The sequence below is a fragment of the Agromyces archimandritae genome (assembly GCF_018024495.1).
Taxonomy (GTDB): domain Bacteria; phylum Actinomycetota; class Actinomycetes; order Actinomycetales; family Microbacteriaceae; genus Agromyces; species Agromyces archimandritae.
Window position 1 is genome coordinate 748,907 of record NZ_CP071696.1, and the last position, 25,658, is coordinate 774,564.

The following is a 25,658-nucleotide window of genomic DNA, read 5'->3' on the forward strand; positions in this document are numbered from 1 at the left end:
CTGTGCACGGCCTTGCGACTCGCGCAGAATACTTAGTGCAGGTACCGCTTCTAGGTACCGCCGATAGGTCGCCGTTCGGGCAATCCAGGCGACCGTTGGGGGCGAGTCAGGGCGATATTCGGGTTGTCGCCGTGACTCGGACTTCGGGGGGTCGGTCGGGGACCGGCCCCCCAATTCCTTGCCCGGAACCGGATCCCGGGCCTCGCGCCCGGGATTCGCGCCTGTTCCTCAGCGCGGGATCTCCAGCCAGAACTCGACCTCGTCGTCCGCGTCGTCGTCGCCGAGCGCCGAGGCCTCGGCCCCGACCGGCTGGCGGAGGCCGACGACCGTGACCGCCGCGCCCGAGTCCTCCGTCGCCGTCCGGGCGACGATCCGGTCCGCCTTCGAAGCGGCGATCGCCTCGGCCAGCCGCGAGAGCACGCGGTCCCGTTCGACCTCGTCGAGCCCGTCGATGCCGCCCTCGTCCAGCAGCGTCACCGTCGCCCCGCGCTCGCGCGCCCGCTGCACCTCGTGCCGCACGGTGTCGGTCAGCAGCATCCGCCCCCGGATCTCATCGCGGATCGCCGCCTCCAGCATCCGGCACTCCCGGCGCTGCGCGGGCGTCAGGTCGCCGCCGCGGTCCATGATCCGCCGCAGCATCGGCGCCGCGATGCGATTCGTCTGCGCCAGCCGGAAGCGGCCCTCGAACAGATGCGCATCCTGCGCCGCCTGCCATGCCGCCGCCTCGCGTTCGGCCTGCGCGAACTTGCGCGCCTCCCGCGCCGCCCGCGCCAGGGCGCTCGCGAGCATGTGCGCGATCCCCACCCACACGATGCTGCCGAACACCCCGAGGCGGCCGAGCGCCTCCGGCCCGGCCCAGATCCACGTCTCCGCCGCCAAGAACCCCACCCCGAGCCAGGCGACCACGAGCCGCCGCCTCGCCGCGACGATCGTCATCAGCGTGCCGACGGCCGCGACATGCCACGTCGCGTAGCCGTTGTGGGCGCCCGGGTCGAGCTGGCTCGTCACGAGCATCGGCAGGGCGATCGCGACCGCGAGGTCGTAGGAGGCGAGCCAGTCCGGCATCCGCACCCGCCGCACGGGCCAGAGGCTCAACACGGTCGCGACGACGTACAGCGAGAGCGCGGCGATCGTCGGCCACGGCGTCTCCGGCACGTCCAGCGAATAGATGCCGAGCACGACGTGGTAGCCCGAGAACATGCCTCCGAGCACGAGCAGCAGCCAGCGCGGGACGGTGATCACGTCGTCGCCCCGTCCACCCCGGCGGGCCAGGCGATCGTCACCGTCGTGCCCTCCCCCGGCCAGCTCGTCACGACGGCGGTGCCGCCGGCGCCGGCCATCCGCTCCTCGATCGAGACCCGCAGGCCGAGCCGCTCGTTCGGCACGTCCTGCAGGGCGAAGCCGCGGCCGTTGTCGGCGACCTCGACGACGACGCCGCCCGTGCCGACCCCGCGCACGCGAAGCTCCCGCCGCGTCGTCCGCCCGGCCTCGTCGGCATGCTGCAGGCTGTTGACCATCGCCTGCACCGTCGCCGAGTACACCGCCTCGATCGCCTCGACGGTGAGCTCGACGCCGGCCGCGTTCACCACCCGCACCGTGAACGGCGCGGCGAAGGTCGTCAGGGCCGCCCGGATGCGCCGCACCAGCACCGTCAGGCCCACGCTCTCCACCGTGCGCGGTCCGCTCGCCCCCGCCTCGTCGAGACGCCGCACGGCATCCCGAGCCATGCGCGCGGCCAGCCGCTGCTCCTCCGGGGTCTCGGCGGCCGCCGCCGACAGCAGCGTCGTCAGGACGCTATCGTGCACGAGGGCGTCGATCCGCACCCGTTCGATCTCGTTCGCGTGCTGGCGGGCGGCGACGTCGTAGCGGCGCAGCGCGGCATCCTGTGCGCCGTCGACGGCACGGGAGGCCTGCCGCAGCATCGTGATGATGATGAGCACCACGAAGCCGAGGATCATCGCGTACAGGGCATCGAGCGTCGCAAGCAGGGTGTCGGCCTGGCCGCCGGGGGCGGTCGCGCGCAGCACTCCGTACCAGGCGGGCACGAGCACGGTGTAGGCGACGGATGCCGCCAGCGGGAACGCGATCGCCGCCGCCGACGTCGCGACGTTCGCGAGGTAATACAGCCACGGCGGGCCGCCGAGCGCGGCCGGATCGTCCACGAGCAGGGGCCAGGCGGCGAGGGCGGCCGCGTAGAGCACGGCGAAGGCGGCTGCGGTGCCGGTGACGGCGACCTTGCCGATGCTCGCCACGGCGAGCGCGACCACCCCGCCGTAGAGCAGCGCCATGAGCGTCGTGCCGGCGCCCACGGCGAGCGCCTCGGACTGCTCGAGGGCCACCGGCACCGTCTGGGCGGCGAAGACGAGGCCGAAGATGCCGACGGCACGGGCGACGACGGTCTCGACCTGTGCGCTCGAGACGGCGGTTCGGTGCGGCGCGAAGCGCGCCATCCGCCAGTCAGCCGCGGGCATCGTCTGGGTCGATGCTCGGCAGGATGCCGTCTTCGACGGCCCGACGCAGCAGATCCACCTTCGTGGGGGCGGGCCGGCCGACTTCGACGTACTTCTGCCGGATGCGGTCGAGATACTCGCGCGCCGTCGAATGCGCGATGCCGAGCTGCACCGCGACGAGTTTCAGCGGCAGCCCGGAGGCGTACAGGTGCAGCACATCGCGTTCACGGCGGCCGAGGGCGGCCTTGGCGAAGTCGTGGTCGGCTTCGATCGCGCTGGCCCATTCGAGGTTGTTCAGCACGTCGCCGCGGGCGACGGTCTCGATGGCGGCGAGCACGGTCGACATGGGCGAGGATTTCGGGATGACGCCGGCGGCGCCGGCGGCGAGCGCCTCGCGGACGGCGGCGACGCGGTCGGCGATGGAGTGGACGAGCACGGCACTGCCGGTGGCGAGGATGGATCGGACGTTCTCGGTGACGCTGGAGCCGTCGCCGAGCGAGAGGTCGAGCACGACGAGCTGTGCGGGCCGGCCGCGGAGGGTCTTCAGCAGTTCGGTCACGGTCGCCGTCGAGGCGACGACGGTGTGCCCGGCGTCTTCGCATGCGGCGCGGAGGCCCAGCCGCACGGCCTCGTGATCGTCCACGATCGCGATCGTGCCCTGCTCTGCGGCCTTCCGCGTCACCGGTGCCTGCCTCTCGCGTGTCGTTCGCTGCGGCGGACGCGGGCCCGCCTCAGCCCACGATAGCGGTCAGGCGGGCCACGGCTTCAAGATGGTGCGTGTCGGGGAAGAGATCGTAGGCGTCGACGGCCTCGAGTCCGTAGCCGTGCTCGCGGAACAGCCCGACGTCGCGGGCGAGGGCGACGGGGTCGCAGGCGACGTAGACGATCTGGGCCGGCCCGAGCGCGGCGAGACGGTCGACGACGGCGCGGCCGGCGCCTGAGCGCGGCGGGTCGAGTACGACCGATGCACCGGCCAGGGTGCGCCCGCCCCGGTCGAGGCGGTCGAGGTACCGGTCGACGCGGGCGGCGACGGCTTGGGCGCTCGGCCGGTCGGCGAGGTTGCCGGCGGCATGCTCGCTCGCTCGCCGGTCGGCTTCGACGGTCGTGATGCGCGCGTCGCCGCCGAAGCGGTCGCCGACGGCTGCTGCGAGCAGGCCCACCCCGCCGTAGAGGTCGAGGTTGTCGGCGTCGGGGTCGAAGCGGGCCGGATCGAGGTGTTCGCGCACGGCGCGGGAGAGGGTCGTCGCGGCACCGCGGTGCACCTGCCAGAAGCCGTCGCGGTCGAGGCGGAAGAGGCGGTCGCCGACGCGTTCGACGATGTGCGGGCGTGCCGCATCGCGAGTGGATGCCGCGCGTCGCCCCCGCCTCGCGGCCCCGCCGCGGCGCTCGCCGGCGGGCCGCACCACGAGCTCCGCCTCTCCGGCGGACGGCGCGATGAGGTCGATCTCGGCGGCCCCCTCGAAGCGACGGTCGAGCGCGGCGATCTCCTGCAGTTCGAGCACGGCGAGCGGCACGGAGGCGACCGGCACCACGTCGTGCGAGCGGGCGGCGTAGGGCCCGACGCGCCCCTCGGCGTCGACGTGCAGGCGGACGCGGGTGCGCCAGCCCTCGGCGGGTTCGTCGGGGTCGGCGGGGGCCCCGGCATCCGCCGCCGAGGCCGACACCGCCCCGACGGGCACGTCGAGCTCGAGGCCGGCGAAGCGCTGCATGGCCTCGGCGAGCACCTGAGCCTTGAGGGCGCGCTGGCGGGCGGGGCGGATGTGGCCGAACTCGGCGCCGCCGGCGCGCACGGCCGGGTCGCGTTCGAGCCCCGCCTCGGGCCAGGGGTGGCGGCGCCGGTCGGGGGATGCGTCGAGGACGTCGACGGTGTCGGCGCGCCAGAAGCGGTCGTGCCGGTCGTCGCGCACGCGGGCGCGGACCCGTTCGCCCGGGATCGCATCGGCGACGAACACGACGCGGCCCTCGTGCCGGGCGACGGCGACGCCGCCGTGGGCGATACCCGTGACCTCGAGATCGAGCAGCGGTTCATCGGAAGAGGCCATCCATCCAGCATCCCACGCGTCGCTGGCAGAATCGGGGCATGCGCCTCTCTCTCGCGTCGACTTCCCCCGCCCGTCTCGCGCTGCTGCGCGCCGCCGGCATCGAACCGGTCTGCATCGCCCCCGGCGTCGACGAACCGGCCGCCGTCGCGGCCGCCGAAGCCGAGCACGGCCCGCTCACGACCGAGCAGACCGTCCAGCTGCTCGCGCGTGCGAAGGCCGAGGCGGTCGCCGCCGGGCTCGCGGCGGGGCTGCACGACGGCCGGGCCGACGAGGAGGCCGTCGACGGATTCGTCCTCGGCGGCGACTCGGCATTCCTCATCGACGGCATCACGCACGGCAAGCCGCACACGCCGGAGCGCGCCCGTGAGCGCTGGCTCGCGCAGCGCGGCCGCACCGGCCGGCTGTGGAGCGGCCACTGGCTGATCGATCACCGCGGCGGCGCCCCGCGCGCCGCCGTCGGCCGGGCGGCCTACGCCGACGTCACGTTCGCCGACGTCACCGAGGCGGAGATCGACGCGTACATCGCCACAGGCGAGCCGCTCGAGGTCGCCGGAGCGTTCACCGTCGACAGCCTCGGCGGCCCCTTCATCACGCGGGTCGAGGGCGACCCGTCGACCGTGGTGGGGCTGTCGCTGTCGACGCTGCGCGAGCTGGTGCGCGAGCTCGGCGGGGAGTGGACCGAGCTCTGGAACCGGCCCTCGCGCGCCTGAGCGACGCGCCCGGGCATCCCGCACCCCTTGTCGGCGCCCGCAAGGCTTTCGCGAGCTTTTTGTGGAAGCCGCCCAAAGACGATCCGCACCCCGTCAATAGGCTTGAGCATTATGCCGCGTATCGAAAAGGTGCTCATCGCCAATCGTGGTGAGATCGCCGTCCGCATCATCCGTGCCGCTCGCGACGCCGGGATCCCCTCCGTCGCCGTCTACGCCGACCAGGATCGCGACGCCCGGCACGTCGTCCTCGCCGACGAGGCGTACGCCCTCGACGGCACCACGAGCGCCGACACCTATCTCGTCATCGACAAGCTCCTCTCGGTCGCCCGCCGTGCCGGTGCGAACGCGGTGCACCCCGGCTACGGCTTCCTCGCCGAGAACTCCGGCTTCGCCCGCGCCGTCATCGAGGCCGGCCTGATCTGGATCGGCCCGTCCCCCGACGCCATCGACCGCCTCGGCGACAAGGTCTCGGCCCGGCACGTCGCCGAGCAGGTCGGCGCGCCGCTCGCGCCAGGCACGCTGAACCCCGTGGCGGATGCCGCCGAGGTGCTCGAATTCGTCGACGCCCACGGCCTGCCCGTAGCGATCAAGGCCGCGTTCGGCGGCGGCGGCCGCGGCCTGAAGGTCGCCCGCACCCGCGAGGAGGTGCCCGAGCTCTTCGAGTCGGCCACCCGCGAGGCCCTGGCCGCCTTCGGCCGCGGCGAATGCTTCGTCGAGAAGTACCTCGACAAGCCCCGGCACGTCGAGACCCAGTGCCTGGCGGATGCCGCAGGCAACGTCGTCGTCGTCTCGACGCGCGACTGCTCGCTGCAGCGGCGCCACCAGAAGCTCGTCGAAGAGGCGCCGGCGCCCTTCCTGACGCCCGCCCAGCACGAGGCGCTCGTGACCTCCTCGAAGGCGATCCTGCGCGAGGTCGGCTACCTCGGCGCCGGCACCTGCGAGTTCCTCATCGGGCAGGACGGCACGGTCTCCTTCCTCGAGGTCAACACCCGCCTGCAGGTCGAGCACCCCGTCTCCGAAGAGGTCACCGGGCTCGACCTCGTCCGCGAGCAGTTCCGCATCGCCGAGGGCGGGCTCCTCGACTACGACGACCCCGCCCCGGCCGGGCACTCGATCGAGTTCCGTATCAACGGCGAGGACCCGGGGCGCGGCTTCCTGCCCGCACCCGGGCCGATCCACGCGATCCGCTTCCCGGGCGGCCCCGGCGTCCGCATCGACTCGGGCGTCACCACGGGCGACGAGATCTCGGGCGCCTTCGACTCGCTGCTCGCCAAGCTCGTCGTCACCGGCGCCACCCGCGAAGAGGCCATCGCCCGCGCCCGCCGCGCCCTCGACGAGTTCGAGGTCATCGGCCTGCCGACGGTGCTGCCCTTCCACCGCGACATCGTCCGCAATCCGGCGTTCGCCCCCGAGGGCGGCGAGCCCTTCGGCGTCTACACGCGCTGGATCGAGACCGAGTACGACAACCGCCTCGAACCCTGGAGCGGCGAGGAGACCGAGCCGCGCGGCCCGGAGTCCCGCGAGCAGGTCGTCATCGAGGTCGATGGTCGGCGCGTGCGCGTCAGCCTGCCGAAACGCCTCATGACGGGCGGCGCTGCCGAGGCGACCGCCGGGCAGCCCCCACGCCGTCGGGTCGGCGGCGGCAGCGTCGAGACGTCGACGGGGGATGCCGTGAAGGCGCCCATGCAGGCCACCGTCGTCAAGGTCGCCGTCGCCGAGGGCGACCGCGTCGTCAAGGGCGACCTCGTGCTCGTGCTCGAGGCCATGAAGATGGAGCAGCCCATCGTCGCCCACAAGGACGGCGTCATCGGCGCCGTCAACGCGGCCACGGGCACCACGGTCTCCAGCGGCCACCTGCTGCTCTCGATCGCCGACGCCTGAGGCGCCGCGCGACGGCTCCGCGCCGGGCCGGTCCGGCCGCCGGGCCGGTCGCGTCAGTGCACGCGGGTCAGTGCACGATGTGCATCGCGCGAGCGGCATCCGTCAGCGAACCCGTCAGCGACGGGTACACCGGGAACGCCTCGGCGAACTCGTCCACCGTCAGGCGGTTCTCGACGGCCAGCGCGACCGGGAAGATGAGCTCGGAGGCCTTCGGGGCGACGATGACTCCGCCGATGACCGTGCCGGAGCCGGTGCGCGCGAACAGCTTCACGAAGCCGTCGCGGATGCCCATCATCTTCGCCCGCGGGTTCGACGAGAGCGGCAGCTTGTAGATCTGCCCCTCGATGACCCCCTCCTCGAGCTCGCGCTGCGTGACGCCGATCGTCGCGATCTCGGGCTGGGTGAAGATGTTCGAGGTGACGTTGCGCGGCGACGGCGGGTTCACGACGTCGCCCATCGCGTGCAGCACCGCCGTGCGGCCCTGCATCGAGGCGACCGAGGCCAGCGGCATGAAGGTCGTGCAGTCGCCGGCTCCGTAGATGTTCGGCATGGAGGTGCGTGCGACGCGGTTGACGCGGATGTGCCCCGACTCGGCGAGCTGGATGCCGGCCTCCTCGAGCCCGATCCCGTCGGTGTTCGGCACGGAACCGACCGCCATCAGGCAGTGGCTGCCGCGCACCTCGCGACCGTCGGTGAGGGTCGCGACGACCTCGTCGCCGTCGCGCACGACCGAGTCGGCGCGCGATTTCGAGAGCACCTTCAGCCCGTTGCGCTTGAAGACCTTCTCGAGCACCGCGGCCGCGTCGGCGTCTTCGCCCGGCAGCACCTGGTTGCGACTGGAGATGAGGGTGACCTGCGCGCCGAGGGCGCGATAGGCGCTGGCGAACTCGGCACCGGTGACGCCGGAGCCGACGACGATGAGGTGCGGCGGCACTTCGCGGAGGGCGTAGAGCTGCGTCCAGGTGAGGATCCGCTCCCCGTCCGGCACGGCGGTGGGCAGCACGCGCGGCGTCGACCCCACCGAGACGACGATGGTGTCGGCTTCGATGCGGTCGAAGTCGGTGCCGCCGCGGGCGGTGGACGCGATGATCGCGTTCGGCCCGTCGAGGCGCCCCTCGCCCTGCACGAGCCGCACGCCGGCTTCGATGAGGTTGCCGCGCATGTCCTCGGACTGCTGCGCGGCCAGGCCGAGCAGGCGCTTGTTGACGGCCGCGAGATTGATGGCGACGTCGGGGCGGACGGGCTTGTCGCCCGAGCCCTTCGCGTAGAACTGCACGCCGAGGTCGGCGGCCTCCTTGACGGCGTTGGAGGCCTCGGCCGTCGCGATGAGCGACTTCGAGGGCACGACGTCGGTGAGCACCGCCGCACCGCCGACGCCGGCCCGCTCGACGAGGGTCACCTCGGCACCGAGCTGCGCGCCGGCGAGTGCCGCCTCGTAGCCGCCGGGACCTCCTCCGAGGACGGCGATCCGCTGCGTGCGCTCGAACTCGTAAGCCATGGCTTCCATTCTGTCGCATTCGCGACGCGTCTCCGGACGCCGGGCGGGCGAGCACGACAGGCCAGCAAGCGGATGCCCGGGCGCGACGCGCGGAAGGTCGCAGCGGATGCCCCGGTGGCGCCCGCGCCGAGTCAGTACAGTGATGGGATGCATGACGCGAACCCCCTCGACGACCCGGCCGCGGACCCGTTCGAGATCGCCCGTCGCGCAGCGGCGCGCATCGCCGAGCTGACCGGCGCCGAACACCACGACGTGGCCCTCACCCTCGGCAGCGGCTGGGGCCGCACGGCCGAGTTCCTCGGCGAGACGACGCACGAGATCGCCGCGACCGAGGTGCCGGGCTTCACGGCATCCGCCGTCGTCGGGCACGCCGGCACCCTCCGCTCGGTGCTGCTGCCGGACGGCCGCCGCGCACTCGTCATCGGCGCACGCACGCACTACTACGAGGGCTACGGCGTGCGACGCGTCGCGCATTCGGTGCGCACGGCCGCCGCGGCCGGCGCGACGACGATGATCCTCACGAACGGCGCCGGCGGCATCCGCGAGCACTGGGCGGCGGGCACGCCGGTCCTCATCTCCGACCACATCAACCTCACCGCCGACTCGCCGCTCGAAGGGGCGACGTTCGTCGACCTGACCGATCTGTACTCGGCGAGGCTCCGTGCCGTCGCCCGCGAGGTGGATCCCGGGCTCGAGGAGGGCGTGTACGTGCAGTTCCGCGGCCCGCACTACGAGACCCCCGCCGAGGTCCGCATGGCCCGCACGATCGGCGGCGACATCGTCGGCATGTCGACCGCGCTCGAGGCGATCGCGGCCCGCGAGGCGGGCATGGAGGTGCTCGGCCTCTCGCTCATCACGAACCTCGCCGCCGGCATCCAGGCGACCCCGCTCAGCCATGAGGAGGTGCTGGAGGCGGGCCGTGCGGCCGAGCCCGTCATCGGGGCGATGCTCGCGCGCATCATCGCGGCGATCTGACGGCACCCGCCGCAGTGATGCGGCCCGCACCCGGCAGACGACGCGAGGCAGGACAGGAGACCAGGTGGACAGCGACGACGAACGGCTCATCGCCCGTGCCGAGGCGTGGATCGTGGAAGACCCCGACCCGGAGACGCGCACCGAGCTCGCCGGCATCGTGGACGCCGCCCGCACCGGCGACGGCCCGGCGCTCGCCGAGCTGCACGACCGCTTCGACCGGCGGCTCGCCTTCGGCACGGCCGGCCTGCGCGGCCGCATCGCCGCCGGGCCGAACCGGATGAACCGGGTGCTCGTCATGCAGGCCGCGGCCGGCATCGCCGCCTTCCTCGCCGAGCGCGCGGCCGGCGAGCCCGGGCGGGAGACGCCGAGCGTCGTCATCGGCTGGGACGGCCGCAAGAACTCCGAGGTCTTCGCCCGCGACTCGGCCGAGATCATCGCCGGCGCCGGCCTTCGGGCGATCCTCATGCCGCGGATGCTGCCGACGCCGGTGCTCGCCTTCGCCGTGCGGCATCTCGATACCGACGCGGGCATCATGGTGACCGCCTCGCACAATCCGCCGCACGACAACGGGTACAAGGTGTACCTCGGGGGTGCGGATGCCGGCTCACAGCTCGTCTCGCCGCAGGATGCCGAGATCGCCGACCTCATCGAGCGTGCGGCGGCATCCGCGCCCGTCTCGGAACTGCCCCGGGGCGCGGCCGAGACGGCCCCCGAATCGCTCGTGCGCGAGTACGTCGCGCAGACGGCATCCGTCGCGGTCCCGACGCTCCGCGTCGCCGACGCGATCACCGCGCCCGTGCCGGCCCTGCAGCCGCCGGCCGGGGCGATGGGCGAGGCGGCCGCGTCGCTCGCCCGCATCCCGGCGTGGCCGCCGGCCCAGCCCCTCGTGGCCTACACGGCGATGCACGGGGTCGGCGCCGACACCTTCTTCGCCGTCGTCGCCGCGGCCGGTTTCATGCCGCCGAAGGTCGTGGCCCGTCAACTCGAGCCGGACCCGGCGTTCCCGACCGTGTCGTTCCCGAATCCGGAGGAGCCGGGGGCGATGGATCTCGTCTTCGAACGGGCCGGCGAGGTCGGCGCGGACCTCGTGATCGCGCACGACCCGGATGCCGACCGTTTGGCCGTCGGGATCCCCGATGCTTCCGCCGAGGCCGGATTCCGGCGGCTCAGCGGCAACGAGGTCGGCCTCCTGCTCGGGTGGCGGGCCGCCCGCATCGCGGCGGCCGAACCGGAGGGCGCGCGCGGCACGCTCGCCTGCTCGATCGTCTCCTCCCCCGGGCTCGAGACGGTCGCCCGCGCGTACGGGCTCGGGTTCCGGGCGACGCTCACGGGCTTCAAGTGGATCTCGCGGGCCGAGGACCTCGTCTTCGGCTACGAGGAAGCCCTCGGCTACCTCGTGAACCCCGGCACCGTGCGCGACAAGGACGGCATCTCGGCGGCGATCGCCGTGCTCGCCCTCGCGTCCGAGCTCGAGGCGGCCGGGGTGACCCTCGCCGACCATCTGGAGGCCTTCGTGGAACGGTTCGGCGCGTTCGCCTCGCGCCAGTTCTCGCTCCGGGTCGAACGCATCGAGCGGATCGGCGAACTCATGGCGGCCCTGCGCGCCGACCCGCCGGCCGCGATCCGCGGCGCCGAGGTGTCGCGGGTGACGGATCTGCTCGCCGGCGGCGAGCTGCCGCCGGCGGACGTGCTGCGGTTCGACCTCGACGACGCCTCGCGCATCATGGTGCGGCCGAGCGGCACCGAGCCGAAGCTGAAGGTCTACATCGACACGACGACGGACGCCGGGTCGGCCCCGGCGAGCCGCGCGGCCGCGGAGGCGCGCGCCGCGGATCTCGAGACGGCGATGCGGGAGCTGCTGGGCTGAGCGGTGCCGCCGCGCTTGCTGCTCAGCCGCCGACGCGGTCGCGGTGCACGCCGACGCTCACGCGGCTTCGAGTCCGAGGAGCTCGCGGACGGCGTCGGCGCTTGCGGCATCCGCGAGCCGGGAGACGAGCCCCGGGTCGTCGAGCACGTTCGCGAGCTCGGCGACGAGGGCCACATGCTCCTCGGCGTTCTCGACGGCGACGCCGACGACGACCGAGACGGGGTCGTGGTGCGGATGCCCGAAGGCGACGGGTTCGGCCAGCGTCACGACCGAGATGCCCTCGTGGCGGACGTCGGAGCCCGGGCGGGCGTGCGCGAGGGCGAGGCCGGGGGCGACGACGACGTAGGCGCCGAACTGTTCGATGACGTCGATCATGCGGTCCGCGTATCCGCTCGACACGGCGCCGGCCCGTTGCAGGGCCGAGGCAGCCTGGCGGACGGCGGCGCGCCAGTCGCCGGCCGGGGCGTCGATGACGACCGCGGCATCGGGCAGCGGGGGAAGGGTCATGCGGCGTCGAAGCCGTCCTCGATGAGCTCGGCGAGCTCCTCGCGCTCCTCGACGGGCAGGAAGGCGGCCTCGGCGGCGTTCAGCTGGAAGGTCTCGAGGTCGTCGAGGTCGTAGCCGAAGGCGTCGGCCAGGAGCGCGAGCTCACGGCTCAGGCTGGTGCCCGACTGCAGGCGGTTGTCGGTGTTGACGGTGACGTTGAACCCCAGCTGGTACAGCAGGTCGAAGGGATGGTCGACGAGGTCGTCGCCCCATGCGGCGATCGCCCCGGTCTGCAGGTTCGACGACGGGCTCGTCTCGAGGGCGATGCCGCGATCGCGCACCCACTGCGAGAGCAGGCCGAGCGTGACGTAGGTGTTCTCGTCGTCCTCGCGCTCGACGGTGACGTCTTCGGCGATGCGCACGCCGTGCCCGAGGCGCAGCGCCCGCCCGTCGAGGAGGGCCGAGCGGATCGACTCGAGCCCGTCGGCTTCGCCGGCGTGCACGGTGACGGGGAAGAACTGCGAGGCGAGGTAGTCGAAGGCGGTGCGGTGCCGGCTCGGCAGGAACCCGGCCTCGGCCCCGGCGATGTCGAAGCCGACGACGCCGCGGTCGCGGTGGCGGACGGCGAGCTCGGCGATCTCGAGCGCGCGGTCGGCGTGGCGCATGGCGGTGACGAGCTGGCCGATGCGGATCCCGCGGCCCTGCGAGGCGGCCTCGTCGATGCCGGCGTCGATGCCGGCCTGCACGGCCTCCACGACCTCGTCGAGCCCGAGCCCACGCACCTGGTGCTGCTCGGGCGCCCAGCGCAGTTCGCCGTAGACGACGCCGTCGGCGGCGAGATCGAGGACCGATTCGCGGGCGACGCGCTCGAGCCCGGCCCGGGTCTGCATGACCGCCGTCGTCACGTCGAAGGTCTTCAGGTATTCGACGAGCTCGCCCGAGTCGGACCGTTCGGCGAACCAGTCGGCGAGCGAGGCGGCATCGGCCGCCGGCACCTCGAAGCCGATCTCGTCGGCGAGTTCGATCACCGTCTGCGGGCGGAGTCCGCCGTCGAGGTGATCGTGCAGCGAAACCTTCGGCAGCGAGCGGATGTCGGCGCCGTCCCCCTCGAGCCGGTACCCGGCCGTGTCTGTGTTCACGCCTCAACGATAGTCGGGGGATGCCGCGGAAGTCTCGGTGTTTTCGAAGGTCTTCGACACGGCGTCGAAATCGCCGGCGAACACCCGGTGTCGCGCCGGGCGGGCCGGTGCGGAACCGGTCAGGCGATGCGGTCGGCGATGAGCGGTCCGCCGTCGTCGATCGGCTCGCCGGCGTTCCCGATCCGCCAGGCGCCGGCGAGCGCCTCCACGGCGCGCGGGATGCGGTCGGCGTCGTCGGTGGCGAGGGTCACGAGCGGCTGCCCGGCACGCACCGCGTCGCCCGGCTTGGCGTGCAGGATGAGGCCGGCGGCCGCCTGCACGGTGTCGTCCTTGCGCGCACGGCCCGCGCCGAGCCGCCAGGCGGCGACGCCGTACGGCAGCGCCGGCTGGGCGAGGAGCACTCCGTCGCGTTCGGCCGTGAGCACCTCGTGTTCGCGCGCGACGGGCAGCGGCGCGTCGGGGTCGCCGCCCTGCGCGCGCACGATGCGGCGCCAGCGATCCATCGCCCGGCCGTCGTCGAGGGCCGCGACGACGTCTTCGCCGTCACGGCCGGCGGCGGCGAGCATCTCGCGCGCGAGCGCGACCGTCAGGGCCCGCACGTCGCTCGGCCCGCCGCCGGCGAGCACCTCGACCGATTCGGCGACCTCCACGGCGTTGCCGACGGCGCGGCCGAGCGGCACGTGCATGTTCGTGAGCAGGGCGCTCGTGGCCACGCCCGCGTCCCGGCCGAGCGCGACCATCGTGCGGGCGAGCTCGCGCCCGCGCTCGATCTCGGGCAGGAACGCACCGGAGCCGAACTTGACGTCGAGCACGAGCGCCCCGGTGCCCTCGGCGATCTTCTTCGACATGATCGAGGAGGCGATGAGCGGGATCGACTCGACCGTGCCGGTCGTGTCACGCAGGGCGTAGAGCTTCTTGTCGGCGGGCGCGAGGCCGGCGCCGGCGGCGCAAACGACGCCGCCCTCCTCGGCGAGCACCCGGAGCATCTCGGGGTTGGAGAGCTCGGCCCGCCAGCCGGGGATCGCCTCCAGCTTGTCGAGCGTGCCGCCGGTGTGCCCGAGGCCGCGGCCCGACAACTGGGGCACGGCGACGCCGAAGCAGGCGACGAGCGGCACGAGCGGCAGTGTGATCTTGTCGCCGACGCCGCCCGTGGAGTGCTTGTCGACCGTCGGCACGGGCAGTGCGGAGAAGTCCATCCGCTCCCCCGAAGCGATCATCGCCTGCGTCAGATCGTGGATCTCGCGCCGATCCATCCCGTTCAGGAAGATCGCCATGGCCAGCGCCGCCATCTGCTCGTCGCCGACATAGCCGCGGGTGTACGCATCCACCAGCCAGGCGATCTCGGGCGAGCCGAGCTGCCCGCCGTCGCGCTTGGTACGGATGAGGTCGACGACGTCGTACCGTTCGACGCTCATGCCTCGCCCCCGAAGTCGGCGAGCTGGCGCGGCCCGAAGGCGTCGGGCAGCACCTCGTCGATCGTGCGGATGCCGGAGACGGTCTCGAGGAGCATGCCGTCGGCCGAGTGCTCGAAGAGCAGCTGCCGGCAGCGGCCGCACGGCATGAGCACCCCGCCGTGCCCGTCGACGCAGCTGAATGCCACGAGCCGCCCGCCGCCGGACATCACGAGCGCCGACACGAGCGAGCATTCGGCGCAGAGCGTCACCCCGTACGAGGCGTTCTCGATGTTGCACCCCGACACGACGCGGCCGTCGTCGACGAGGGCGGCGGCCCCGACCGGGAAGCCGGAGTAGGGCGCGTAGGCCTTCGCCATCGCCTCGCGGGCGCGTTCGCGGAGCATGGGCCAGTCGATCTCCGGCATGGTTCCCCCTTCGATCAGGACGTGATGTACGGCTTGCCGGACGCCGCCGGCGGCCGGGAGCGGCCGACGAGGCCGGCGACGGCGAAGATCGTCACGACGTACGGCAGCATGAGCATGAACTCGCTCGGCACGGGCGAGCCGATGACGCCGAGGGTGTTCTGCAGGTTCGAGGCGAAGCCGAACAGCAGCGCGGCGAGCGTCGCGCGGATCGGATCCCACTTGCCGAAGATGACGGCGGCCAGGGCGATGAAGCCCATGCCTGCGGTCATCTCCTTGTTGAAGGAGCCGACCGAACCGAGCGTGAAGAAGGCGCCGCCGATGCCGGCGATCGCTCCGGCGAGCGAGACGTTCCAGAAGCGGGTGCCGGTGACATTGATGCCGACGGTGTCGGCGGCCTGCGGATGCTCGCCGACGGAGCGCAGGCGCAGGCCCCATCGGGTGTGGAAGAGCCCGACGTAGACGAGGGCGACGGCGAGGTACATGAGGTAGACGATGATCGTCTGCCGGAAGAAGGTCGGCCCGATGATCGGGATGTCGGCCAGCAGCGGGATCGGGATCCGCTCGAGACGCGGCGGCTGATTGAGCAGTTGCGCGTTCGGGGCGAGGACCTGCGAGAACAGGAAGCTCGTGAGGCCGATGACGAGCACGTTCAGCACGACGCCGACGATGATCTGGTCGACGAAGTACTTGATGGAGAACGCGGCGAGGACGAAGGAGACGAGCACCCCGGCGGCAGCCGCGGCGATGATGCCGAGGGTCTGGCCGAGCAGCGCCTGGCCGACGAGGCTCGCGACGACGGCCGAGGCGAAGGCGCCGGCCAGCAGCTGCCCCTCGATCGCGATGTTCACGACGCCGACGCGTTCGGAGATCACACCGCAAAGCGCCCCGTAGATGAGCGGAACGGACAGGCTGAGGGATCCGGCGAGGAGCCCGGGCACCGGGATGACCGGGGTCGAGGCGCCCGCGGCGGCCCAGGTGAGGAAGGCCACGAGCGCGACGACGGCGAAGACGATCGTGAGCCACAGCGGCACCGGCCGGCGCCGCCCGACGAGCACGAACGCCCACGCGGTCGCGACGGCCAGCAGCACGACGCCGCCCCAGGCGACGCTCAGCCCGGGCACGACGAGTTCGGGCAGCTGGATGACGTCGTTGCCGCCGGAGAGCCGGTAGGTCACCTGGGCGTCGTGCGGGGCGAGCACGTAGAGCAGCGCCGAGAGCGCCGTGATGACGGCGAATGCGATGGGCGCCTTGCGGCTGACGACGACGGTCGTCGCGAGCGATTCGGACAGGGGCGCGTCGGCCTGGGCCTGCAGGGTGTCGCGGCTCATTTCGCCTCCACCTCCTTGGTGACGATGGGCCTGGGGCGGCGCGGGCCGGAACCGGGGGCCGGCAGCCGGAAGATCGCCCGCACGAGGGGTGGCGCGGCGATGAAGAGCACGATGAGCGACTGCACGACGAGCACGATGTCGATCGGCACGCCCTCGGCGGCCTGCATCGAGAAGCCGCCGGCCTTGAACGCCCCGAACAGGATTCCGGCGGCCAGGATCCCCCAGGGCGAGCTGCGCCCGAGCAGCGCGACGGTGATCGCGTCGAAGCCGATGCCGGCGTCGATGCCGACCGAGAAGCCGGTCGTGACCGTGCCGAGCACCTGGCTGACGCCGGCCATGCCGACGAGGGCGCCGGCGATGAGCATGGCGTAGACGTAGACGCGAGGCACGTCGATGCCGGCGACGCGGGCCGCGTTCGGGTTCTCGCCGACCGCCCGGAAGCGGAAGCCGAGGCTCGAGCGGCTGAGGATCCACCACACGACCACGACGGCCGCCAGCGCGAGGATGAAGCCGAAGTGCAGGTTGTACTTCGGCCCGTCGGCGAGGCCCGGCAGGTCGTTCAGGCCCGGGAAGACGGCCGTCTCTTTCATGGCCGGCGTCTTCGGGTTGTTCGAGCCGGGCGCCTGCAGCAAGCCCGGGGTGCGCAGCATCCACGTCACGAGGTAGAACGCGACGTAGTTCAACATGATGGTGAGGATGACCTCGTGCGCGCCGGTGCGGGCCTTCAGGAGCCCGGCGAGCCCGGCCCAGAGCGCTGCGGCGAGCATGCCGGCGAGCACGGCGACGATCATGTGCACGCCGAGCGGGAGGTCGAAGCCGAAGGCGACCCAACCGGCGGCCGAGGCGGCCATCAGCATCTGCCCCTGCCCGCCGATGTTGAACATGCCTGCGCGGAAGGCGAGGCCGACGCCGAGCCCGGCGGTGATCAGCGGAGTGGCGAAGGTGAGCGTCTCGGTGAGCGAGCGGATGCCGGTGGCGAAATCGGGCCGGCGGAAGTTGTACACGGCGCCCTGGAAGAGCGCGGAGTATGCGCCGGCGACCGAATCCCAGATCGCCTGGAGCGTGTCGCCGGGGCGGGCGAAGAAGTAGCCTGCGGCGGCCTGCACGCGTTCGTCGGTCGCGGCGATGAGCACGGCGCCGACGACGAGCGCGAGGAGGACCGCGAGCACCGAGATGATCGCGTTGCCCGTGACGATCTCGCGGAACGCGCGCGACCAGCGGGAGGGCTCCTCGGGCTCGATGCCGGGTGCGGATGCCGGAGCGGGGCCGTTCACGGCATCCCGCGCATCTTCTCCGGCCGTGCTCGGAGTGGATGAGGCGGCGGCCGGTTCGACATCGACGCGCAGGGGGTCGGCCGGGTTCGCCGGCGTCTCGGGGTCGCTCATGCGGCGGCTCCTTCGGGGGTCTCGCCGGCCATCATGAGGCCGAGCACGTCACGGGGGGTGTCGCCCGGCACGATGCCGACGACGCGGCCCCGGTACATGACCATGATGCGGTCGGCGAGGGCGGCGACCTCGTCGAGCTCGGTCGAGACCACGACGACGGGCACCCCCTCGTCGCGCGTGGCGACGATGCGCTTGTGGATGAACTCGATGGAGCCGACGTCGACGCCACGGGTCGGCTGCGCGGCGACGAGCAGGCGGAGTTCGCGGCTGAGCTCGCGGGCGAGCACGACCTTCTGCTGGTTGCCGCCGGAGAGGCGGCCGACGCGGGTCTCGGCCGAGGGCGTGCGCACGTCGAACTCGGCGACCTTCTCCTCGGCGAAGCGGGCGAGCTCGGCCAGCTGCAGGTTGCCGCCCTTCACGAACGGCGGCCCGTCGGAGCGGTCGAGCATGAGGTTCTCGGCGATGGTGAACTCGCCGACGAGGCCGTCCTCGGTTCGGTCTTCGGGCACGAAGCCGACGCCGGCGTCGAGGATGCGGCGCACGCTCTTGCCGACGAGCTCGGTGCCGTCGAGGCGGACGGAGCCGGTGACCCTCGGCCGGAGGCCGACGAGCGCCTCGGTGAGCTCGGTCTGGCCGTTGCCCTGCACGCCGGCGACGGCGAGGATCTCGCCGCGGCGCACGGTGAAAGACACGTCGTTGACGACGAGCTGGCCGCCGGGGTCGACGACGGTGAGGCCGTCGACGACGAGGGCCTCCTCGCCGAGGCTCGGCGGCTCCTTCTGCACGGTGAGCTCGACGGCGCGGCCGACCATGAGCGAGGCGAGCTCGGCGTTCGTCGCGGTGGGCTCGGCCTCGCCGACGACCTTGCCGAGCCGGAGCACGGTGATGCGGTCGGCGACCTCGCGCACCTCGCGGAGCTTGTGGGTGATGAAGACGATCGCGGTGCCGGCGTCCCGCAGCTCCCGCATGATCGCCATGAGCTCGTCGGTCTCCTGCGGGGTGAGCACGGCGGTCGGCTCGTCGAAGACGAGCACCTTCGCGTCGCGCGAGAGCGCCTTGATGATCTCCACGCGCTGCTGCACGCCGACGGGCAGGTCGTCGACGACCGCGTCGGGGTCGACGTCGAAGCCGAAGCGCTCGCTGATCTCGCGGACGCGTGCGCGCGCGGTCTTCAGGTCGAGGGCGCCGCCGAAGCGGGTGGGCTCGTGCCCGAGCATGACGTTCTCGGCGACGGTGAAGACCGGCACGAGCATGAAGTGCTGGTGCACCATGCCGATCCCGGCGGCCATCGCGTCGCCCGGGCCGGCGAAGTGCTGCACGGCGTCGTCGAGCAGGATCTCGCCGCCGTCGGCCTGGTAGAGGCCGTAGAGCACGTTCATGAGGGTCGACTTGCCGGCTCCGTTCTCGCCGAGCAGGCAGTGGATCTCGCCCGGATTCACGGTGAGGTCGATGTGGTCGTTCGCGACCAGGGCACCGAACGTCTTCGTGATGCCGCGGAGCTCGAGCTTCATGGGACCGATCCTAGTGACGGGGCGGCATCCGCAGCGGTTCGTGCTCGGATGCGCGGGGGCGGGGTCGCGGCGCGCGCGGGCCGGCGGCGCGGCGGGCGCGTGCGGCGGCGGAATCGACGTGCGGCGGGGGCCGGTGGCGCCCCGCCGCACGTCGGAGACCGGATCAGCCGGCGAGGTAGGACTCGACGGCGATGTCGCCGTCGATGATCGCCTGGCGCAGCTCGTCGAGCTTGTCCGCGAGCTCGGCCGGGACCTTGCTCTCCCAGTCGTGGAACGGGGCGAGGCCGACGCCCTCGTTCTCGAGCGTGCCGATGAAGGGGGTCGGGTCGAACTCGCCGTTGCCGGCCTCGACGATCGCCTCGTGCACGCCGACGTCCATGCCCTTGCGGATGGAGGTCAGGAGGAGCGGGCCGACGCTCGGGTCGGTCTCGAAGACGTCGGCATCGACGCCGATAAGGGCGATCTCGCGCCCCGAGTCCTCGATGGCCGCCGCGGCCGACTGGTAGATCGGGCCGCCGACGGGCAGCAGCACGTCGATGTTCTGGTCGATGAGGCCCTGGGCGATCTGCCGCGCGGTGTCGTTGGCCTCGAAGCCGCCGGTGAACGAGCCGTCCGTGCCGTCCCAGCCGAGGACCTTGACCTGGGTGCCGTTCTCCTCGTTGTAGTGGTCGACGCCCTGCTTGAAGCCGTCCATGAAGATCGACACGGTGGGGATGTTCGCCCCGCCGAAGGTGCCGACGGCGCCCGTCTTCGTGACGCCCGCCGAGAGGTAGCCGGCCAGGAACGCGGCCTGGGCGGTGTCGAAGATGATCGGCTTGATGTTCTCGGCGTCGGTCTCTCCGTCGCCGTCCTGGTCGATCGGGTCATCGATCGAGATGAAGTCGATGTCGGGGTTGGCCTGCGCGGCCTCGAGGGCGGCGGGTGCGAGCAGGAAGCCGACCGAGACGATCGCGTTGCAGCCCTGGTCGACGAGGCCGTTGATGTTCGAGGCGTAGTCGGTCTCGGCCTGCGACTCGACCTCCTTGTACTCCACACCGAGCTCCTCGGCGGCGGCCTGCAAGCCCTCGAAGCCGAGCTGGTTGAACGACTTGTCGTCGAAGCCGCCCGCGTCCGAGACCATGCAGGGCAGGAAGTCGAGCTTCTCGCCGCCGGCCTCGCCGTCTTCTTCGGGTGCGCTCGCGCAACCCGCGACGAGCGTCGCGATGCCGAGCATGGCCAGGCCGCCGAGCGCAGCCCTCCGGAACGTGATCGTCACAATGACCTCCAGAACGGTGGCCCACGGGGAAGGGGGCCGGATACCGCCAGATTACGGGGAGTTGCGCCTCGTGTCTCGCTCGCCGCGACCCCGGGCGGCAGAGGTTACCGATCTGAAACGTTGTGCTCATATGAGCAGCGCGGATCGGCATCCGCACCCCGCCTGAACCGGCCCGCGCGCGGGGCCCGATCGATGCCGCGTTGCCGCTCAGGCCCCCGGCGTGCTGGGGCTCTCGACGACGAGATCGCCCGAGACGATCCGCTCGCGCAGCGCCTGGATCTCGGCGTCCAGCTCGGCCGGCACCAGGGACTCCCGCTCGTGGTACGGGGCGATGTCGACGCCGCCGTTGTCGAGCGTTCCGATGTAGGGCTCCGCGTCGAAGCCGCCGCCCAGCACCTCCCCGACGATCTCGACCATCGCATCCTGCGTCTTCTTCATGACGCTCGTGAGCAGCGTCGGGCGGTACTCGGCCGGCAGGGTCTCGTAGCCGTCGTTGTCGACCCAGATGAGGGAGGCGGATCCGCCCCGCTCGGCGACCGCGGCCGCCGCACCCTCGCCGACCTGCCCGGCCACGGGCATGACGACGTCGGCCCCTTGATCGAGCAGACCCTCGGCGGTGACCCGCCCCTTGTTGATGTCCTCGAAGTCGCCCGTGAACGCGCCGTCCTGCTTCTCCTTGCTCCAGCCGAGGAGCTTGACGGCGGCGCCGTGCGCCTCGTTGTACGCGTCGACGCCGTCGGCGAAGCCGTCCATGAACAGCGTCACCGGCGGCTGGTTGCCGCCGCCGAAGGTCGCGACGATACCCGTCTTCGAAACGCCGGCGGCGAGATAGCCGGCGAGGAACGCCGCCTGGGCCGTGTCGAAGACGACGGGCTTGACGTTATCGGCTTCGACGACCTCGTCGACAATCGCGAAGGAGACCTCGGGGTTCTCCGCCGCGTGTTCGAGCGTGGCCTCGGCGAGCTCCCAGCCGACCGTCACGACGAGCCCGCAGCCCGAGTCGACGGCCTGGCGCACGTTCGGCTCGAGATCGGTCTCCGCCGTCGAGACGAGCGCCTCGGCATCCACCCCGAATTCGTCCTCGGCCTGCTGCAGGCCCTCCCAGCTCGACTGGTTGAAGGAGCGGTCCTCGAGCCCGCCGGAGTTCGTGACCATGCGCACGCACTCCGCCGGCCCGGTGGCCTTCAGCCCGCCGTCCTCCGGCTGCCCGCAGCCCGTGAGGGCCAGCAGCACCGCCGCCGCGGCCGCGAGGCCGCCGATCCGTCGCATCATCATCGCCCACTCCCCCGCCCGCGACGCGGACGACTCACAAGACGTCGCTCGACCCGCCGAGCCGCAGGGCGTCGACGACCGCTTTGACCCGCTGGGCGTGCTCGCTCGTCGTGACGAGCAGGGCGTCCGGCGTGTCCACGACCACGATATCCTGCACGCCGATCAGGCTGATGACCCGCTTCGAACGGCTCACGACGATGCCGGAGGCCTGGTCGGCGAGCACCCGCGCATGCTCCCCGAGGATCGCCAGCTCGCCCGAGCGGCCCGCCTGGTTGAGCTTGGCGAGCGAGGCGAAGTCGCCCACGTCGTCCCACTGGAAATGCCCGCGGACGACCGCGAGGCGCCCCTCGGCCGCGGCCGGCTCGGCGACCGAGTAGTCGATCGCGATCTTCTCGAGCTTCGGCCAGATGCGATCGACCGCCGGCCCGCGCGTGGACGGATCGTCCCACGCCTCGGCGAGCTCGACGAGGCCGGCGTGCAGCTCGGGCTTCGTGCGCGCGATCTCCTCGAGCAAGCGGTCGGCGCGCGCGATGAACATGCCCGCGTTCCAGAGGTAGTCGCCGTCGTCGAGGTAGCGCTTGGCGGTCGCGAGGTCCGGCTTCTCGACGAAGCTCCGCACCGCCTGCACCTCGTGCGCGCCGGGAACGTCGACGACCTCGCCGCAGTGGATGTAGCCGAAGCCGACGGCCGGCTCGGTCGGGGTGATGCCGATGGTCGCGATGTACCCGGCATCCGCCGCAGCCACCGCGTCCTTCACCGCACGCTGGAACAGCTCGTCGCCCGAGATCACGTGATCGGCGGCGAAGGAGCCGATGACGACGCCGGGCTCGCGCCGCTCGAGGATCGCCGCTGCCAGGCCGATCGCAGCCGTCGAATCGCGCGGCTCGCTCTCCAGCACGATGTTCGCGTCCGTCAGCGCCGGCAGCTGCGCCTCGACCGCCGCACGGTGCGCGCGGCCGGTGACGACCATGATCCGATCCTCGCCGGCCAGCGGCACGAGCCGCTCCCAGGTGTCGCGGAGCAGGGTCTGCCCCGAACCGGTGAGATCGTGCAGGAACTTCGGCGCGTCCGCACGCGAGAGCGGCCACAGGCGCGAGCCGACGCCGCCGGCGGGGATGATCGCGGTGAAGCGGTCGAGGGGCGAGGTAGGCATGCCCCGAGGATAGCGATGGATGCCGACATGCGCCCTGTGCGCGTGCGCCACGGCATCCACCCGCCCCGTATTTCTCTCGACGTCGAGACAGTTAGGGTGCCCTAAACGGCGCGCCAAGTCCCTCGGGACTAGACTTGCGGCATCGAGCGGATGCTCGTCGTGCCCTCCGGCAGAGGGCGATCCCACACAACCAGGAGGGTTGTCCATGCCAGCAACGACGGCAGGGACCCCGACCTCACCCCAGACGGCGAAGAAGCAGAAGCCGGGCGGCACGCTGTATCGCGGCAACGAGGGCATGTGGTCGTGGGTCCTCCACCGGATCACCGGAGTCGCGATCTTCTTCTTCCTGCTCGTGCACATCCTCGACACGGCGCTCGTGCGGGTGAGCCCGGAGGCGTACAACGCGGTCATCGGCACCTACCAGACGCCGATCATGGGCCTCGGCGAGGTCGCCCTCGTCGGCGCGATCGCCTTCCACGCCTTCAACGGCCTGCGCATCATCCTCGTCGACTTCTGGGCCTGGGCCACGCGCCACCAGAAGCTCCTCTTCTGGATCGTGATCGCCCTCTGGGTCGTCACGATGCTCGGATTCGTGCCCCGGCACCTGATCAACGTCTTCAGCCACTAAGGAGCGTGGGAATGTCTGTCATCGAAGCGCCCCGTACCCCCCGCCCGGCCACGGCCCGCCGCACCAACTGGGAGAAGTGGGGCTGGATCTACATGCGCGTCTCGGGCGTCGTGCTCGTCGTGCTCATCTTCGGCCACCTCTTCGTCAACCTCATGGTCGGCGACGGCGTGAAGGCCATCGACTTCGGCTTCGTCGGCGGCAAGTGGGCCTCGCCGTTCTGGCAGTGGTGGGACGTGCTCATGCTGTGGCTCGCCCTCATCCACGGCTCGAACGGCATGCGCACGCTCGTCAACGACTACACGAAGCCCGGGACGGCGCAGAAGGTGCTGAAGGGCGCCCTCTTCGTCGTGGCCGCAGCCCTCATCATCCTCGGAACGCTCGTCGTCTTCACCTTCGAGCCCTGCCCGGCGAACGCGCCGCTCGAGCTGCTTCCGTCCTTCTGCTCGGCGAACTAGGAGACCCGTGACTGCCGAAACCACCCACGCCGAGACCAAGGTCGTCGACGGCGTGCACTACCACCAGTACGACATCGTCATCGTCGGCGCCGGCGGCGCAGGCATGCGCGCGGCCATCGAGGCAGCCCCCGGCGCCAAGACCGCCGTCATCTCCAAGCTCTACCCGACGCGCTCGCACACGGGCGCCGCGCAGGGCGGCATGGCCGCGGCCCTCGCCAACGTCGAAGAGGACAGCTGGGAGTGGCACACCTTCGACACCATCAAGGGCGGCGACTACCTCGTCGACCAGGATGCCGCCGAGATCCTCGCGAAGGAGGCCATCGACGCGGTCATCGACCTCGAGAACATGGGCCTGCCCTTCAACCGCACCCCCGAGGGCAAGATCGACCAGCGGCGCTTCGGCGGTCACACCCGCGACCACGGCAAGGCGCCGGTGCGCCGCGCCTGCTACGCGGCCGACCGCACGGGCCACATGATCCTGCAGACGCTCTTCCAGAACTGCGTCAAGCTCGGCGTCGAGTTCTACAACGAGTACTACGCGCTCGACCTCGTGATGAACGACGGCAAGCCCGCCGGCGTCGTCGCCTACGAACTCGCGACCGGCGAGATCCACGTCTTCCAGGCCAAGGCCGTCATCTTCGCCACCGGCGGCTTCGGCAAGATCTTCAAGACGACCTCCAACGCCCACACCCTCACGGGTGACGGCGTCGGCATCGTCTGGCGCAAGGGCCTGCCGCTGGAGGACATGGAGTTCTTCCAGTTCCACCCGACCGGCCTCGCCGGCCTCGGCATCCTCCTCACCGAGGGCGCCCGCGGCGAAGGCGCGATCCTCCGCAACGCCTCGGGCGAGCGGTTCATGGAACGCTACGCCCCCACCATCAAGGACCTCGCGCCCCGCGACATCGTCGCCCGCTGCATGGTGCAGGAAGTGGCCGAGGGCCGCGGCGCCGGCCCGCACAAGGACTACGTGCTCCTCGACTGCACGCACCTGGGCGCCGAGGTGCTGGAGACCAAGCTCCCCGACATCACCGAATTCGCCCGCACCTACCTCGGCGTCGACCCCGTCGTCGAGCCCGTGCCGGTCATGCCGACCGCCCACTACGCGATGGGCGGCATCCCGACGAACAACGACGCCGAGGTGCTCTCCGACAACCAGACCGTCGTGCCCGGCCTCTACGCCGCCGGCGAGTGCGCCTGCGTCTCGGTGCACGGCTCGAACCGTCTCGGCACGAACTCGCTGCTCGACATCAACGTCTTCGGCAAGCGTGCCGGCAACAACGCCGTCGAGTACGTGCAGACGGCCGAGTTCACGCCGCTGCCCGACGACCCGGCTGCCTTCGTCCGCGGCCTCATCGCCGACATGCACGACTCCGACGGCACCGAGCGCGTCGCCGTGCTCCGCAAGGAGCTGCAGGACGAGATGGACAAGAACGCCCAGGTGTTCCGCACCGACGAGTCGCTCGAGCACGTCACCGGCGTCATCGCCGGCCTCCGCGAGCGGTACAAGAACGTCGCCGTGCAGGACAAGGGCAAGCGGTTCAACACCGACCTGCTCGAGGCCATCGAGCTCGGCTTCCTCCTCGACCTCGCCGAGGTCGTCGTCTACTCCGCCCGCAACCGCAAGGAGAGCCGCGGCGGGCACATGCGCGACGACTTCCCGAAGCGCGACGACGAGAACTACATGAAGCACACGATGGCCTACCTGTCGGGCGACGCGCACTCGAGCGATGCGGCCGACCACATCCGCCTGGATTGGAAACCGGTCGTCATCACCCGCTACCAGCCGATGGAGAGGAAGTACTGA

22 protein-coding genes are annotated in these 25,658 nt (G+C 71.9%); 7 read left to right on the plus strand and 15 right to left on the minus strand.

From position 1 onward, the window contains the following. Nucleotides 1–228: 228 nt before the first annotated feature. The 4 genes from G127AT_RS03490 to G127AT_RS03505 are packed head-to-tail and all read right to left on the minus strand — an operon-like array spanning nt 229 to nt 4,492. Complete coding sequence (locus G127AT_RS03490; protein ID WP_210899869.1) at nt 229–1,242, minus strand: hypothetical protein; 1,014 nt, start codon at nt 1,240–1,242, stop codon at nt 229–231. Then, nucleotides 1,239–2,471, minus strand: coding sequence for a sensor histidine kinase (locus G127AT_RS03495; protein ID WP_210899873.1), 1,233 nt, complete (start codon nt 2,469–2,471; stop codon nt 1,239–1,241). The genes G127AT_RS03490 and G127AT_RS03495 overlap by 4 nt, the downstream gene beginning before the upstream one ends. After that, nucleotides 2,458–3,132 carry a response regulator transcription factor gene (locus G127AT_RS03500; protein ID WP_210899876.1) on the minus strand — a complete coding sequence of 225 codons (675 nt, stop codon included), beginning with the start codon at nt 3,130–3,132 and terminating at the stop codon, nt 2,458–2,460. The genes G127AT_RS03495 and G127AT_RS03500 overlap by 14 nt, the downstream gene beginning before the upstream one ends. Nucleotides 3,133–3,181: 49 nt before the next feature. After that, the gene (locus tag G127AT_RS03505; protein ID WP_210899879.1) at nt 3,182–4,492 is read right to left on the minus strand and encodes a class I SAM-dependent RNA methyltransferase; all 1,311 of its coding nucleotides are present in this window, start codon (nt 4,490–4,492) and stop codon (nt 3,182–3,184) included. A gap of 38 nt (nt 4,493–4,530) precedes the next feature. On the opposite strand from G127AT_RS03505, the gene G127AT_RS03510 reads away from it, so the two are divergent. Continuing rightward, nucleotides 4,531–5,202 (plus strand): Maf family protein, encoded by a 672-nt coding sequence (locus tag G127AT_RS03510; protein ID WP_210899882.1) that lies wholly within the window; start codon nt 4,531–4,533, stop codon nt 5,200–5,202. Between the two features lie 111 nt (nt 5,203–5,313). Continuing rightward, nucleotides 5,314–7,083 carry an acetyl/propionyl/methylcrotonyl-CoA carboxylase subunit alpha gene (locus tag G127AT_RS03515; RefSeq protein ID WP_210899885.1) on the plus strand — a complete coding sequence of 590 codons (1,770 nt, stop codon included), beginning with the start codon at nt 5,314–5,316 and terminating at the stop codon, nt 7,081–7,083. A gap of 67 nt (nt 7,084–7,150) precedes the next feature. Here the strand turns inward: G127AT_RS03515 and G127AT_RS03520 are convergent, their stop codons facing one another. Further along, entirely contained in the window at nt 7,151–8,581 is a 1,431-nt protein-coding gene (locus G127AT_RS03520) for an NAD(P)H-quinone dehydrogenase (RefSeq protein ID WP_210899888.1), read from the minus strand. A gap of 147 nt (nt 8,582–8,728) precedes the next feature. On the opposite strand from G127AT_RS03520, the gene G127AT_RS03525 reads away from it, so the two are divergent. Then, nucleotides 8,729–9,556: a purine-nucleoside phosphorylase gene (locus tag G127AT_RS03525; RefSeq protein ID WP_210899891.1), complete on the plus strand. Its 828-nt coding sequence runs from the start codon at nt 8,729–8,731 to the stop codon at nt 9,554–9,556. Between the two features lie 64 nt (nt 9,557–9,620). Further along, nucleotides 9,621–11,423: a phospho-sugar mutase gene (locus G127AT_RS03530; RefSeq protein WP_244857717.1), complete on the plus strand. Its 1,803-nt coding sequence runs from the start codon at nt 9,621–9,623 to the stop codon at nt 11,421–11,423. A 57-nt stretch (nt 11,424–11,480) separates the two neighbouring features. Here G127AT_RS03530 and G127AT_RS03535 read toward each other — a convergent pair whose 3' ends face one another. From G127AT_RS03535 to G127AT_RS03580, 10 genes are all read right to left on the minus strand, one after another. After that, a complete protein-coding gene (locus tag G127AT_RS03535) occupies nt 11,481–11,930 on the minus strand; it encodes a PTS sugar transporter subunit IIA (RefSeq protein ID WP_210899897.1) in 450 nt (149 codons plus the stop codon). Then, nucleotides 11,927–13,048: an adenosine deaminase gene (locus G127AT_RS03540; protein ID WP_210899900.1), complete on the minus strand. Its 1,122-nt coding sequence runs from the start codon at nt 13,046–13,048 to the stop codon at nt 11,927–11,929. Before G127AT_RS03540 ends, G127AT_RS03535 begins: the two co-directional genes overlap by 4 nt. A gap of 119 nt (nt 13,049–13,167) precedes the next feature. Then, the gene (locus tag G127AT_RS03545; RefSeq protein WP_210899903.1) at nt 13,168–14,463 is read right to left on the minus strand and encodes a thymidine phosphorylase; all 1,296 of its coding nucleotides are present in this window, start codon (nt 14,461–14,463) and stop codon (nt 13,168–13,170) included. Beyond that, a complete protein-coding gene (locus G127AT_RS03550) occupies nt 14,460–14,867 on the minus strand; it encodes a cytidine deaminase (RefSeq protein ID WP_210899907.1) in 408 nt (135 codons plus the stop codon). Before G127AT_RS03550 ends, G127AT_RS03545 begins: the two co-directional genes overlap by 4 nt. Nucleotides 14,868–14,881: 14 nt before the next feature. After that, complete coding sequence (locus G127AT_RS03555) at nt 14,882–16,195, minus strand: ABC transporter permease (RefSeq protein WP_210899911.1); 1,314 nt, start codon at nt 16,193–16,195, stop codon at nt 14,882–14,884. Further along, on the minus strand, nt 16,192–17,580 hold the full coding sequence (locus G127AT_RS03560; RefSeq protein WP_210899914.1) for an ABC transporter permease: 1,389 nt from the start codon (nt 17,578–17,580) through the stop codon (nt 16,192–16,194). Before G127AT_RS03560 ends, G127AT_RS03555 begins: the two co-directional genes overlap by 4 nt. Then, nucleotides 17,577–19,091 carry an ABC transporter ATP-binding protein gene (locus tag G127AT_RS03565; RefSeq protein ID WP_210899917.1) on the minus strand — a complete coding sequence of 505 codons (1,515 nt, stop codon included), beginning with the start codon at nt 19,089–19,091 and terminating at the stop codon, nt 17,577–17,579. Before G127AT_RS03565 ends, G127AT_RS03560 begins: the two co-directional genes overlap by 4 nt. 163 nt (nt 19,092–19,254) lie before the next feature. Next, nucleotides 19,255–20,346, minus strand: a complete 1,092-nt coding sequence (locus G127AT_RS03570; protein ID WP_244857718.1) for a BMP family lipoprotein — start codon at nt 20,344–20,346, stop codon at nt 19,255–19,257. Nucleotides 20,347–20,553: 207 nt separating this feature from the next. Then, on the minus strand, nt 20,554–21,621 hold the full coding sequence (locus G127AT_RS03575) for a BMP family lipoprotein (protein ID WP_244857719.1): 1,068 nt from the start codon (nt 21,619–21,621) through the stop codon (nt 20,554–20,556). A 31-nt stretch (nt 21,622–21,652) separates the two neighbouring features. After that, on the minus strand, nt 21,653–22,771 hold the full coding sequence (locus G127AT_RS03580) for a mannose-1-phosphate guanylyltransferase (protein WP_210899920.1): 1,119 nt from the start codon (nt 22,769–22,771) through the stop codon (nt 21,653–21,655). A 205-nt stretch (nt 22,772–22,976) separates the two neighbouring features. On the opposite strand from G127AT_RS03580, the gene sdhC reads away from it, so the two are divergent. The 3 genes from sdhC to sdhA are packed head-to-tail and all read left to right on the plus strand — an operon-like array spanning nt 22,977 to nt 25,658. Next, nucleotides 22,977–23,399 carry a succinate dehydrogenase, cytochrome b556 subunit gene (sdhC, locus tag G127AT_RS03585; protein ID WP_210899926.1) on the plus strand — a complete coding sequence of 141 codons (423 nt, stop codon included), beginning with the start codon at nt 22,977–22,979 and terminating at the stop codon, nt 23,397–23,399. A gap of 11 nt (nt 23,400–23,410) precedes the next feature. Next, nucleotides 23,411–23,854, plus strand: a complete 444-nt coding sequence (locus G127AT_RS03590) for a succinate dehydrogenase hydrophobic membrane anchor subunit (protein WP_210899929.1) — start codon at nt 23,411–23,413, stop codon at nt 23,852–23,854. A gap of 7 nt (nt 23,855–23,861) precedes the next feature. Further along, nucleotides 23,862–25,658, plus strand: a complete 1,797-nt coding sequence (sdhA, locus tag G127AT_RS03595) for a succinate dehydrogenase flavoprotein subunit (protein WP_210899931.1) — start codon at nt 23,862–23,864, stop codon at nt 25,656–25,658.